Source organism: Mucilaginibacter sp., assembly GCF_039935595.1.
Classification (GTDB): Bacteria; Bacteroidota; Bacteroidia; order Sphingobacteriales; family Sphingobacteriaceae; genus Mucilaginibacter.
The window spans coordinates 1-13,997 of the sequence record NZ_JBDTJZ010000146.1 but is presented as its reverse complement, the minus strand read 5'-3'; the positions used below and the strand labels follow the sequence as shown (position 1 = coordinate 13,997).

Below are 13,997 nucleotides of genomic sequence, written 5' to 3'. Positions count from 1 at the left end.
CATTAACCATTAGCGGCAGCATTACCTCATTATACCCGGCTTTTTCGGCCTCATCTAAAAAGAAACTGATGAGCGCGCGTTGTAATTTTGCGCCTTTGCCTTTATAAACCGGGAAACCCGCGCCGGTAATTTTTACACCCAATTCAAAATCTATAATATTATATTTTGCGGCCAATTCCCAGTGTGGCAGGGCATTGGCCGGCAATTCGGGTTTGTTACCATGCTCTAAAACCACTTCATTATCTTCGGGCGTTAAGCCTTTAGGTACTGATGAATGCGGCAGGTTGGGCAGCAATACCAGTTTTTGGTATAGTTCTTCTTCAATAACAGCTAACTGATCGCCTTGTTGTTTTATTTCTTCTTTAAAAGACGCTGTTTTTGCTTTTACACCCTCCGCTTCGTCCTTTTTCCCGTTACGCATCAGCTCGCCAATTTGTTTGGCGGCGGCGTTGGCCTCTGCCGAAATATTATCCAAAAGGTTTTGAGTTTGACGGCGTTTTTCGTCCAGTTGAATAATTTCATCAACTAATTCGGGCTGTTTAAAATTTTTTACAGCCAAACGTTCTAAAACCTGTTCCCTGTTATCGCGGATATAACTAACTTGCAGCATTGTTTTATTTTTAGGCAAAGATATAATTAGTTCATAGTTTATAGTTCATGGTTCATGGATTTTTGTCCGCGACCAATAACTGCTATGAACTATCAACCATGAACCATGAACCAAACAGGTAAACTATACCTTGTACCCACTCCGATAGGAAACCTGGAGGATATGACCTTTAGGGCCATACGTGTTTTAAAAGAAGCCGATTTGATACTGGCCGAAGATACCCGTACCTCGGCACCTATGTTAAAGCATTTTGATATTCATCAAAAAGTATTTTCGCACCATCAGCATAATGAGCACCAGTCATCTAACGAAATTGTAAAGTTTTTACTGGAAGGGAAAAATATCGCGTTGATATCCGACGCGGGTACACCGGCCATATCTGATCCGGGTTTTTATTTGGTGCGCGAGGCTTTAAAGTTTAACATTGCGGTAGAGTGCCTTCCCGGCGCTACGGCCTTTGTGCCGGCGCTGGTTAACTCTGGCTTCCCTACGGATAAGTTTTGTTTTGAGGGATTTTTACCCTTAAAAAAAGGGCGCCAAACCCGTTATAAGTTTTTGGCTGATGAAGAGCGTACCATTATACTGTACGAGTCGCCGCACCGTTTATTAAAAACACTGGATGAATTTACAACCTATTTTGGTGCAGACCGACAGATATCCGTATCGCGCGAGCTGACCAAAATGTTTGAAGAAACCGTTCGCGGTACAGTAACCGAGGTAAAACTATATTTTGAGACCCACCCGGTAAAGGGCGAGTTTGTGATTTGTGTGGCAGGGAAAAATTAAACATTAACTATGCGTCATTGCGAGCGTAGCGTAGCAATCTCTACACGACAGGTGGATAACTATCGTGTAGAGATTGCCACGTCGTTTCACTCCTCGCAATGACGGGCCTTCTATGATTATGAAAAAAAACATCCTACTATCCCTGTTATCGGGTCTGTTGCTTTGGCTGGCCTGGCCGCCTATGCATTATACTACCGTATTTTTATTTGTCGGGCTGGTGCCTATGCTGGTGGCGATAGAAAACATCATCCAATCTACTTCAAAAACAAAAGGCAAACTAATTTTCGGCACCACCTTTTTAGGCTTTTTTGTATGGAATACCCTTTCTATTTATTGGGTTTATAATTCTATAAAAACCGCCGGCACCTTTGTAGCGATACCAGTTTCATTCATCCCTTATTCTTTAGGTCCGTTGTTAATGGCTACAGCGTGTTGGTTGTATTACAGGTTCAGGCTGATAACTAACAGAAATAAGGGATTAATTGGCTTAGTATGTTTTTGGATGGCCTACGAATACCTGCATCAAACCTGGGACTTAAGCTTCCCCTGGATGACCCTGGGTAATGGCTTCGCGGTAACACATCAATGGGTACAGTGGTATGAATATACCGGCGTGTATGGCGGCACCATTTGGATATGGACTATAAATATCCTGCTGTTTTTAATTTATACCGGCTTTAGCGAAGCGCAAACAAAACAAAGACGACAGCAGCTAATTATTGCTGTTACCGCAGCTTTTATACTGCCGCTTAGTTTATCGTTGTATAAATATTACAATTATACCGAGCAACGCGACCCATCAAACATTGTAGTAGTACAGCCTAATATTGATCCTTACAGCAAGTATGGCGACATACCTGTTTACCAGCAGATACAAACTTTAACTCATCTGTCCGACTCACTTGGGCAGGTAAATACAGAATTTTTTATCTGGCCGGAAACTGCCATAGCCGAAACCATTAACGAAGACCAGATACGTACCAACAACTATTTTTTGCAGGCGCAGCACTTTTTAAACAAATACAAAAACGGCACTATCATCACAGGTGCCGAAACTCAAAAATATTTTACTACCCGCAAAACCAACACGGCTACCGCCATACAGGGTACTGATGAGTTTTACGACAGCTACAACACGGCGCTTACTATTGAAAACTCAGCCGAAGTACACTTTTACCATAAATCAAAACTGGTACCGGGTGTGGAGGCTTTGCCTTTTGGTAATAGCCTTTCATTTTTGAAACCCGCGTTTCAATATTTAGGTGGCGCAACAGGCTCGTATGCCGGGCAGAAAGAACCGGGTGTTTTATATGCCCAAAGCGGCATCGGTGCCGCACCGGTGATTTGTTATGAGTCTATATGGGGCGAATGGGTTGCCAGATCCGTACGCAGCGGGGCGCAGTTTATTGCTATTATTACCAATGATGGCTGGTGGGAAAACACTTCAGGTAAGGACCAGCATTTGGATTATGCCAAACTACGGGCCATTGAGACCCGGCGTTGGGTATGCCGATCGGCTAACACAGGCATCTCGGCATTTATAAACCAGCGCGGCGATATTGTACAGCAAACCAAATGGTGGGTAAGGACGGCTATTAAGCAGGATATTAACCTAAACTCCGATTTAACTTTTTATGTTAAGTATGGTGATTACTTACCAAAAACAGCCAGTTTCCTGGCGCTGATAGGGATGATGTTTATTTTGGTAAGGGTGAGAAGGCCAAACCCTTCCCGGTAGGCTACTGTGTACCCATATCTTTTGACTATTTATGTCCCGTTAGGGACTACCTATTTGTAGTCAAAAAAACAGAGAAAAAATTGAGCCATCGGCTCTACCCTAAATTGCCGGGCGGGCAATAGCGTTCAAAAAAGGGTAGCCACTACGTGGCACAAGCTAAAACTCAAACTATTTTCTACAAATAGGTAGTCCCTAACGGGACATATAATCGCATTTATTTTAATTAAAAAGATATGGGTACACGGTAGCCCGGTAGGGAGGCTTCAAAAAAATCTCCCCTACCGGGGGAGATTTAGAGGGGGCTCCTCCCTCGTCAAAATATAATCCAGTAAGTCATGTATTGGCTGTCTGATGATCTTCCCCACTTTAATATGACTTTCGGCGCAAAGTGCTTTTAGTTCGTCCGCAAAAACGTAGGCTATGGAGCCTACAAAATTGCACTTGTATTTATGATATTGCGGATATGATTTAATGTTGGTTTCAATAAACTCGGTTAGCCCTTGTTTTAATAAATTTTGCCCGTAATCTGTTCGCCTTATTACATTCATAAAGCGCGCAAACGAAGCCAGGTACGAGTTGGCGCGTGGTTTTTGGTAAACATTGTTTACCACTATCTCTTTGGTAAGGCCGTATGTTTTATCAAACTGCGTATATATATCATCAGGCATGTTACCATACAAAAAATCAGTTATCAGTAATTTGCCAAACCACGTACCCGATCCCTCATCGCCCAAAATAAAACCTAATCCATGTTTACCGGCGTGTATTTCTTCGCCATCAAAAAATGAGATATTTGATCCGGTGCCCAATACACAGCACAATCCTTTTTCATGCCCACAAGTGGCGTAAGCCGACCCTAACAAGTCGCTATCTACACTTATATAGGTGGCTTTTTGAAAAAGCGTACTCAACGCGTTTGATACTATCTCGTGCCTGTCCGGGCTTGAACAGCCCGCGCCAAAAAAATATATTTCGGTAACATCAGTATTGTAAGCTACCAAATCTGATGCCTTATCCTGCAGTACTTTTACGATTTCTTTTTCTGTTAAAAAATAAGGGTTAAGACCAGGTGTCCTAAACTCGTGCGGGGTCTGCCCGGGTTGTGAAAGTAACCAATCTGTTTTTGATGAGCCGCTGTCTGCAACTAATATCATAGAGAAATTCCCTCGAGTATTTTTTGTGTAAGGGGCTTATGTAGAAATTGAGTTATATATTTATTATTTGATGACTTTTTAATGTCGGCAGGGTCAAGCGATGAGGATAATAAATACACTTTAATATTTTCCTTATCTATAGTCAGTTTGTCGTAAAGTTCCAAAAACTCAAAACCATCCATTGTGGGCATCCTGATATCCAGAAAAATAACATCGGGTATTACCGTACCATCGCGCAGCCATTCCACTGCGTCATCAGGCGATTCGCTTATAACTATATTTTTGGCAAAGCCGCTGTTCTCCAAAAGCTTACGCGTGACGATATTATCAATATAATTATCATCAATCAGGAGGCATGTGTTATAAGATCCAGTCATTCACTCCAAAAATAGCTTTTTAGTTTAATAATATTATTATTGAATATTAATATTATTACTTATTTGCTTTAAGGTTATTTCCGCTATCTTAGATTGATACTGTGCAGCAAAAAATTTAACCTGAGCATCCAAAAAATTTTCTTCGGCCTGCCGTACCTCTAAAGGGGTAATGTTACCCAGCCGGTATTTTTCTAATGATATATCTAAATTATGGCGTGCTACCCCTACATTACTTTCGCCCAGCCTGGTAAGATCAAGACCCGACGTATAGTTATTATACAAAGTATTTATTTGCGCCACTACCGTTTGTTTGGTTTTATTATAATTTATTTCCGAATTATCGATCTGTATTTTGGCGTTCTTTTCCAGCCGATTTTGGTTAAAACCATCAAATATATTAATGGTGGCGGTTAAACCATAGTTTAGCCCATGTGCATTTTGATACTGGGCAAAACCGCTTGGCGAGTGGCTATTACTAAAATTATAACCCGTACTTACCCCTACCTGCGGGTACCGGGTTGACCGTACCTGCTTTAAATTAATTTCGGCAAGGCGCTTATTTATTTGTGCCGATAAAATAGCTGGGTTTTGCGTGTTAGCACTATTAAGTATATCTGAAAAAACTATCTTATCATCCACAATAATAGTATCAGCTACAGAAAAATCGGTTTGCAGATCTCTCACCAATAGTTGATTCAACTGTATTTTGGTATTTTTAAATTGTTGTAACTGGGATACATAGTTAGCCGTATCTGTATTTAAATTAACCTCGGCATTAAGCACATCTAACTTTGAAACAGTACCAACCGAAAACTTATCATTGGCATAACGCAGCTGTGTACGCGAAATACGCATAGCACCCTGTAATGATATTAATATTTGATTTTGATTGATTAAATTATAATAAGTAGCCATTACATTGCTTACAGTTCTTAAAACGGTATCGCGTGCATTGATATCGCCAAGTTTATTCAACTCTTTCAATTGGTTTAAATTGGCAAACATGGCAAAACCATTAAATATGGTCCAGTTTAAGCTTACACCATAACTTAAATTGCTATTTCGGGCGTTAGTAAATGCTGTTCTGGCACCATCAGCCCGTAACACCTCGGTGGTTTGTACGCTATTATTTGATGACAAATTACCATTAACAGATGGCAAAAAACCGGCGTTACCTAATGTTACATTATTTTTTACTATGGTAGTATAGTTTTGCGATAGCTTGATGTTATAATTATTTTGTAAAGCTATTTCAACGGCCTCTTTCAAAGTAAGCAACGGCGCTGTTTGCGCCATTACAGTGGTTGTAAAAACCATACAACAAAAAATGAAGCAAGCTATTATTTTTAATTTCATCTATCAGTTACTTATTCTTGATCAATTAGTTTTGGGGCTCTCTTTTTGCTTTTTTTATGGGTTGGTTCTTCTTCCTCATCAGGATCGTGGCGTGTTTTAGAAGCTATCAGCATATACATTGTAGGTATAACATATAATGTTAAAACTAACGAGAATAGCATCCCGCCAATAATTACAATACCTAATGACACACGGCTTTTTGCACCGGCGCCCAACGCAAGCGCTATGGGTACCGAGCCCAGCACAACGGCCAAGCTGGTCATTAAAATTGGCCGCAAACGGGCTGTGGCAGCTTCAACTACGGCGTCGTATTTTTTCAAGCCATGCTCCATACGCTGGTTGGCAAATTCTACAATTAAAATCCCGTTCTTGGTTACCAAACCAACCAGGGTAATTATACCTATCTGCCCGAATATATTAAGTGTTTGGTCAAAAAGCCATAGCGACAAATAAGCACCGGCTACAGCTAATGGCACAGTAAGCATTACAATAACAGGGTCTTTAAAGCTTTCAAATTGTGCGGCCAGTACCAGGTATATCAATAACAGGGCAAATATAAAAGCGTACATAATGTTTGATCCGCTTTCGGCAAAATCCCGCGACGGCCCACTAAGCTCGGTACTAAACGTTTCGTCTAACGTCGCTTTAGCTATACGGTCCATTTCTTTTATACCATCGCCTATGGTATAACCCGGAGCAAGACCGGCTTGTATGGTTGCCGCCTTAAAACGATTAAAGTGTAGTATAGAAGGTGGTGTAGCATCCTCATCAACCTTTACCACGTTATCTAACTGTATAAGCTGCCCGCGTGTATTACGAACATACAGTGTTTTAAGATCCAGCGGCTGATCGCGATTGGCCCTATCAGCCTGCGCTATTACCTGGTACTGCTTTCCGTTTAATAAAAAATAGCTTAAACGGCCATTACTGTAATACAGCTGCAATGCATCTGCAATATCAGAAACTGAAACCCCCAGATCGCGGGCACGCTCCCTGTCCGTTGTAACCCTTAATTCGGGTTTGGTAAATTTTAAATTAACATCAGGTGTTATAAATACCGGGCTCTTCATAACCTCATCCATAAACTTTGGCAATACCTCGCGTATCTTATCAAAATTTTGATTCTGTATAACGTATTGTACCGGCTGCGCACTGCGTCCGCCGCCTCCACTTCCTGTACTTATAGTTTGCTCCTGGGTAACTATAGCTCTGGCATCCGGGAATTTTTGTAAGTTTCTTGTTAATGCATCGGCAATTTCCTGTTGCGTGCGTTTGCGTTGATCAGGATCAACAAGCCCAACCAACCCCAAGCCACTATTTACAGCGCCTGCCCCACCGCCACCAAAGCCAACAATTTCCACATTCATATTAGCTTCCGGCACCGAATCAGCTACCATGTTTGACACCTTATCCATATAATTGGCCATAAATTCGTAAGATGCGCCTTCGGGCCCTGTTACAGAATAACGAAGAAAACTACGATCATCCAGAGGCGAAAGTTCTGATGGTATAACACCGTTTAGCCCCCATATAATACCAAGTGAAGCCACTAAAACAACTATAGCTATCCATTTGCGCTTCATAAAATTAGTAAGCGTTTCTGCATAGGCATTGGTCATTTTTACAAAAAATGGCTCTGTGCGCTCATAAAATTTAGATTTTTTATGATCCTTGCGTATCAATTTAACACTTAGCATAGGTGTTAATGAAAGTGATACAAAAGCCGATATCAATACCGAACCTGCAACTACCACCGCGAATTCGCGAAACAAGCGGCCCGTAAATCCCTGAAGGAACATCACCGGCAGAAACACCGCCGCAAGGGTAACAGATGTTGAAATTACCGCGAAAAATATCTCGGCAGATCCCAGAAAAGCCGCTTTACGCACATCCATTCCTTCCTCTATTTTTTTGTAGATATTCTCTGTTACCACTATACCGTCATCAACCACCAGTCCGGTTGCCAAAACAATACCCAACAAGGTTAATATATTAATGGAAAACCCACACACATACATAATAAAAAATGTACCAATCAATGATACGGGTATGTCAATAAGTGGTCTGAACGCTATGAGCCAATCCCTAAAAAACAGGTAAATAATAATTACAACCAGTATAAATGATATAGCGAGTGTTTCCTCAACCTCTTCAATTGATTGCTTAATAAACTTGGTCTTATCAACCAATACTTTTAGTTCAATATCACTGGGAAGGTCCTTTTTTAACTGATCGAGTCTTTTATAAAATTCTTTGGCAATATCTACATAATTAGCACCCGGCTGTGGTACAATGGCTAATGATACCTGCAGTGAACCAGACTCTTTAAAAGCGGTCTCATCATTTGCAGATCCCATTACGGCATAACCAACATCGCTTAGCCGTATAACACGGTTACTATCAGCGCGTATTATTAAATCATTAAACTCCTTTTCGGTAGTCATTTTGCCCACCGCGCGTATGCTTAACTCTGTTGTATTGCCTTCTATTTTTCCTGCGGGTAACTCTACGTTCTCGCGGTTAAGCGCTGTGGATATATCATTCGCAGCCAAACCAAGTGCTGTTAATTTAGCGGGATCTATCCATAAACGCATAGCGTATTGGCGCGTTCCCTGCAGGTTAATAGAGCTAACGCCGGGTATGGTTTGCAACCCCTCCATTAAAACATTTTCGGCATAATCATTTACCTGTGTAATGTTACGCTTATTGCTCTTTACCGATAATGTGATAATATTATCAGCATTGGCATCGGCCTTGGTAACAACAGGCGGGGCAGTTATATCCTGTGGCAACTGGCGCTGTGCCTGGCTAACCTTGTCGCGTACGTCATTAGCGGCCGTCTCCAAATCAGCATCCAGATCAAACTCAACGGTAATATTACTGCTGCCTACTGAGCTTGTTGACGATATGTTACGTATACCCGGTACACCGTTAATAGCTTTTTCAAGCGGTTCGGTAATTTGCGATTCAATTACATCTGAGTTTGCACCCGTGTAAGTTGTGCGCACATTTATTATAGGCGGATCAACCGAAGGGAAATCGCGTATACCTAAAAAATTATAGCCAATTATACCGAATACGACTATAACAACCGACATAACTGTTGCCAGTACCGGCCTTTTTATACTAACTGAGGATAAACTCATGCTATTGCTTTTTTTCTCCTTTAGGACCTTTAGCTCCTTTAGGGCCCTTATCTCCTTTAATTAATTTCAATTTAGCCTTAGGGCGCATTTGCATAATGGCAGATACCACTACACTATCGCCGGGTTTTAAGCCACTGGTAATTTGAATTTTAGTATCAGTACGCAAATCAGTAGTAACCGGCCGGGGCACAGCCACACCATTCTTATAAATAAAAACCATATCACCTTTAATGTCTGGCGTAATTGCTTCTGTAGGCAGCATAATAGCATTAGGTATTTGATCAAGCGCAAGATTGATTTTGGCAAAACTTCCCGCTTTAAGCAATCCCTTTGGGTTAGCGGCCTTTGCACGTACTGTAATTGTACGTGAGTTAACATCAATAGATGGCTCTATAGCATAAACGGTTGCCTTAAAATTGTCGAGTGAACTTGTTACGGTAAAACTTATTTTACTACCTGGTTTTATGTAAGATTGATATTTTTCGGGTACAGAAAAAGTAACCTTCGCCGGATCCATATTTACCAGGGTAGCTATTGACGTATTAGGCGACAGGTATCCACCCGGGCTAACGCTGCGCAATCCTATAGTTCCCGAAAATGGCGCACGTATCTCGGTTTTAGCAATTTGTGCCTTTATAACGTCGGCTTGCGCTTTTAACGTGTTAAGTGATGTAAGTGATATATCATATTCTTGTTGGCTTATAGCTTCTTTTTTCAGCAAAACACCGTTACGATATTCGTTTTGTTTTGCCAGGGCTATGTTATAATTATTTTGTGCTAATGATGCCTGCATATCCTGGTTATATACTTTAACCAGTAACTGCCCCTTCTTTACATAACTACCTTCATTAAAATAAATACCTGTTATTTTTCCGGCTGTTTCGCTTACAAGGCTTACTTTTTCATTAGCATCAATAGTTCCGGTTACGTCAATATTATTATTGAGTACGGTATCTTTTACTACCATCACCTTAACGGGTATCGGGCCATTTCTTCGGCCGCCGCCACTACCCGGTCCACCTTTTCCGCCCTTTCCGCTGCCACCAGGTCCGCCGCCCTTAGTAGCATTAACTGCTGCTAATTTTTTAGCACGAGCGCTAAAAAATTTGTTATAAATTAAAAAACTAACTACTAGTGCTAGTATAATGTATATTATATACCTGGTTTTCATACAATGATGATCATTTTATTAAAAAAACGAAATTAAGTTTCTGCTTTAAATGTTTGTGATGTATTTTCCTGTTTTATTTATTTTTTGAAACCATAGCAAAACAGGCTCTCCCAAATATGAAGTATTTTTTTGGGAGAGGAGTGAAATCAAATTCATATCTATACTCGGCTATAAATCTAATCAGATATTAAAAATTATCTGTTACCTGTATCAACTATTTTACAATAACCATATTTATTGGGCAGAATTAAAAGAAGCATAAAATTTATAAATTGCATTCATGAAAAAAATTCATGCTATTCTCTTCTTTTTATTATTGTTAAATTTTATGGTTACAACAACTGGCAATGCGGCAGGTGCGCCACAAATTATGTATACTTTAACGTTTCCGGAAGCACAGGCGCATTATGTTGATGTTGAAATGCGCATTAGCGGCCTGAACCAACAAGAACTTAAGTTAAAAATGCCGGTATGGACACCGGGATCGTACCTGGTTAGGGAGTTTTCAAGAAATATCGAATCCATAAGCGCGGCTGCTGGGCAAAAAGAATTAGCCATTCAAAAAATACGGAAAAATATATGGCACGTAAATACTACAGGTATACCCGCTATAACTGTAAGATACCGCGTTTACGCTTTTGAGATATCTGTACGTACCAGTTTTATTGATGCGGCCCACGCGTTTTTATCGTCGCCTGATATTTTTATATATCCCGATGGGATGCTTGGACAACCATCAACCATACATATTTTACCTTATAAAAACTGGACGACAGTTTCGACCAGTTTAGAGCGGGTAAATAATGATGCCTTTACACTACACTCGCCCAATTATGATATTTTGTTCGACTCGCCTATTGAAGTTGGCACGCAGGATGTTTTTGGGTTTGAAACCGGTGGTGTAAAATATGAGGTAGCTATGTGCGGCGGTGGCAATTATGATAAAGAACGCCTTAAAAAAGATATGCCCCGCATAGTGCAGCAGGAAACAGCTATTTACGGCGAAAACCCTAACAAGCACTATACTTTTATTGTACATAATTACTTGAAAAATGGTGGTGGGCTGGAGCATTTAAGCTCATGTGTACTGGGTGCCACGCGCGTTCAGTACGCTGACGAGAAAGGTTATGCCAGTTTTTTAGGTTTGGTTGCACACGAGCATTTTCATTTATGGAACGTAAAACGTTTACGGCCAATTGCCCTGGGGCCCTTTGATTATGATAATGAGAACTACACCACTAACCTTTGGATAGCCGAAGGCTTTACCGCCTATTATCAGGATATTATTGTTAGACGCACCCATTTGTACCCGCCCGAAAATTATTTAGCGCTTATGGCAGATAACATCACATCGAACGAGAACACCCCCGGCACAAAAGTACAAACACTGGCCGAATCAAGTTACGATGCCTGGATAAAAGCTTACCGGCCCAATGAAAACTCGGCCAACTCAACTATCTCCTACTATACTAAAGGCAATATTATTGCTTTATTGCTCGATCTTGAAATTATTAACACCACTAAAGGTGCAAAATCATTAGATGATGTAATGAAATACATGTATACCGAGTATTATAAAATAAAGAAACGCGGATACACCGACGCCGAGTTTAAGCAGGGTATTGAAAAAATTGCCGGTAAAAATTTTGACGAGTTTTATAAAAACTACGTTTACGGCTTAACACCTATTGACTATAATAAATATCTGCAATATGCCGGCTATAAATTGGCTGACGAATATGCCGGCAGTAATGACCCGGCACTAGGCATTAGTACCGCTGTGAGCGGTGGCAAAGTTATAGTGGCAGCAGTTGCACGCGGCAGCGCCGCATGGATAGATGGCATTAATGTTAATGATGAATTGGTTTCTATTAACGGTACCCCTTTAACCACTACCAATGGCATATTAAATGGCAAAAAGCCCGGCGATAGGTTAACCATAGTAGTTAACCGCGATGGTTTACCTATTACATTAAATGTAACCCTGCTTAGAAACACCCGGGTTAAATATAAAGTTGAGCCGCTGGATAACCTGTCTGACCAGCAAATTACCGTACGAAATAAGTGGTTAACGTTATAATACGGTTAGTTTTTCATAGATATTAAAACAATTTTATTCAAATGGATATTATTATAATATCTATGAAAACATTAACTAAATAACACTACCATGAATTCACTATTGTATATTATTGCAGTTATCCTGGTTATAGGATGGGCATTAGGATTTTTTCTTTATTCGGCAGGCGGTATAATCCATATATTGCTTGTAATTGCTATTATTGCCTTTATATTAGGCATAATAAGAAGGCCAACGGCGCTTTAAAAAGCATTTAAATTAAAGAAAAGGGGACGGTAATATTACCATCCCCTTTTCTTTTGTAACAAAAAACCGGCATTTATGGCCGGTCTCTAGCAATTTTAACCTTATTATTCTTTCTCGCCTTTTGCAGACTGATTAATACCTGCCTCAGCAATGCAGGTTAATTTGCTGTCGCAATTTTTTTCTTCCTGTAAGGTTGCATCCAATAAATCTGCGGCTTCATTGTAACCCAGCGTCATGGCCAGTACTTTTAAGGTACCGTACGATGCAATTTCATAATGCTCAATTTTCTGTGCGGCAGATATAATTCCGGCATCGCGGGTAAGGCTTCCTTTTTCAGTTTCGGCAACAATTTCATCTCCCTCTTTTAATAACCCTGCCATTGCTTCGCATTTTACTGCTACTGCATTTTCGCCTATAGAGTCGAAAGCGTTCTCTAAACGGATAATATGGTTCTCCGTTTCGGCCAGGTGGTCCTGTATCGCCGTACGCAATTCTTCGGATGTCGCTGCTTTGGCCATTTTCGGCAAAGCTTTCGCCAGGTGTTTTTCCGCCCAGTAAATGTCCTTTAATTCATCAATAAATAATTCATTTAGTGCTGATTCGTGTACGTCAGCTGTTTGTTCTGGTTGTTTAACTTTGGTAGTTGCCATGGTAGTATTTGTTTTTTTTATTTGTTTTAGCAAATACATTTATCATACCAATTATTAATTATATCGAAATAAAATATCCTAATACAGCAAATTAAGCACCTTTTTTTGTTTTCAAGCTTTCCATTAGCTGCTCGTATAAATCATCACCTGTCGTTTTTCGGGGTTTTAGTTTTTTAACCGTTGCCTGTTTACCTTTTGCTTTGGCCTTAATAATGTTTAACAACTGTTCATTGTACTCATCTCTAAACTTTGATATATCAAAGTGTTCGGCATACTGGTCAATCAATGCCATGCCCACATCCAGTTCCTTTTTATTAACAGTTACATCGGCTATGTTCAAATCTTCTGTGCTTCTTATTTGCTGGGCAAAACGTATGCGTGTAATCACCAATACCTTATCAACCGGGTGTACCATGCACAGGCTTTCGGTGCTACGTAGTACAAAGCGTGCCAGGCCTGCTTTTTTTGATTTAACCAATGCCTGTAATAAAAGTGCATAGGCTTTATTATTCTTAGTGTCCGGCTCGGTATAATAGGACGTTTCGTAATACATGGGGTTAACTTCGTCAATATCAACAAAGCTTTGTATCTCTATCACTTTGCTTTTTTCGGGTGCGGCTTCTTCAAAATCCTGTTCATCCACAATTACATAATTGTCATTGAGCTTATAACCTTTTACAATT

The 13,997-nt window shown here is 40.4% G+C and carries 12 protein-coding genes; 4 read left to right on the top strand and 8 right to left on the bottom strand.

Annotated features, from left to right (window positions below):
• Window positions 1–610 (bottom strand): serine--tRNA ligase (locus ABI367_RS09775; protein WP_462231394.1); only part of this gene is annotated, 610 nt, incomplete at its 3' end.
• A 105-nt stretch (window positions 611–715) separates the two neighbouring features.
• On the opposite strand from ABI367_RS09775, the gene rsmI reads away from it, so the two are divergent.
• Window positions 716–1,396 (top strand): 16S rRNA (cytidine(1402)-2'-O)-methyltransferase, encoded by a 681-nt coding sequence (gene rsmI / locus ABI367_RS09770; protein WP_462231392.1) that lies wholly within the window; start codon window positions 716–718, stop codon window positions 1,394–1,396.
• 118 nt (window positions 1,397–1,514) lie between these two features.
• A complete protein-coding gene (gene lnt, locus ABI367_RS09765; protein ID WP_462231390.1) occupies window positions 1,515–3,134 on the top strand; it encodes an apolipoprotein N-acyltransferase in 1,620 nt (539 codons plus the stop codon).
• A gap of 278 nt (window positions 3,135–3,412) precedes the next feature.
• On the opposite strand, the gene ABI367_RS09760 is transcribed toward lnt, so the two are convergent.
• Genes ABI367_RS09760 through ABI367_RS09740 form a run of 5 tightly spaced genes read right to left on the bottom strand, consistent with a single transcriptional unit; the run spans window position 3,413 to window position 10,338 of the window.
• Complete coding sequence (locus tag ABI367_RS09760) at window positions 3,413–4,288, bottom strand: N-acetylglucosamine kinase (RefSeq protein ID WP_462231388.1); 876 nt, start codon at window positions 4,286–4,288, stop codon at window positions 3,413–3,415.
• Window positions 4,285–4,665, bottom strand: a complete 381-nt coding sequence (locus ABI367_RS09755; protein WP_462231386.1) for a response regulator — start codon at window positions 4,663–4,665, stop codon at window positions 4,285–4,287. Before ABI367_RS09755 ends, ABI367_RS09760 begins: the two co-directional genes overlap by 4 nt.
• Before the next feature lie 36 nt (window positions 4,666–4,701).
• Window positions 4,702–5,982 (bottom strand): TolC family protein, encoded by a 1,281-nt coding sequence (locus ABI367_RS09750; RefSeq protein WP_462231384.1) that lies wholly within the window; start codon window positions 5,980–5,982, stop codon window positions 4,702–4,704.
• Between the two features lie 50 nt (window positions 5,983–6,032).
• Entirely contained in the window at window positions 6,033–9,167 is a 3,135-nt protein-coding gene (locus ABI367_RS09745; protein ID WP_462231382.1) for an efflux RND transporter permease subunit, read from the bottom strand.
• A gap of 1 nt (window position 9,168) precedes the next feature.
• On the bottom strand, window positions 9,169–10,338 hold the full coding sequence (locus ABI367_RS09740) for an efflux RND transporter periplasmic adaptor subunit (RefSeq protein WP_462231380.1): 1,170 nt from the start codon (window positions 10,336–10,338) through the stop codon (window positions 9,169–9,171).
• Between the two features lie 280 nt (window positions 10,339–10,618).
• On the opposite strand from ABI367_RS09740, the gene ABI367_RS09735 reads away from it, so the two are divergent.
• Both ABI367_RS09735 and ABI367_RS09730 read left to right on the top strand, forming a co-directional pair.
• Window positions 10,619–12,418 carry a M61 family metallopeptidase gene (locus ABI367_RS09735; RefSeq protein ID WP_462231378.1) on the top strand — a complete coding sequence of 600 codons (1,800 nt, stop codon included), beginning with the start codon at window positions 10,619–10,621 and terminating at the stop codon, window positions 12,416–12,418.
• 90 nt (window positions 12,419–12,508) lie between these two features.
• Window positions 12,509–12,664, top strand: coding sequence for a lmo0937 family membrane protein (locus tag ABI367_RS09730; protein ID WP_462231376.1), 156 nt, complete (start codon window positions 12,509–12,511; stop codon window positions 12,662–12,664).
• Window positions 12,665–12,768: 104 nt separating this feature from the next.
• Here ABI367_RS09730 and ABI367_RS09725 read toward each other — a convergent pair whose 3' ends face one another.
• Together ABI367_RS09725 and ku are read right to left on the bottom strand one after the other, a co-directional pair.
• Window positions 12,769–13,314 (bottom strand): YciE/YciF ferroxidase family protein, encoded by a 546-nt coding sequence (locus tag ABI367_RS09725; protein ID WP_462231374.1) that lies wholly within the window; start codon window positions 13,312–13,314, stop codon window positions 12,769–12,771.
• Window positions 13,315–13,405: 91 nt separating this feature from the next.
• On the bottom strand, window positions 13,406–13,997 hold a 592-nt coding region (gene ku / locus ABI367_RS09720; protein ID WP_462231372.1), incomplete at its 5' end, for a non-homologous end joining protein Ku.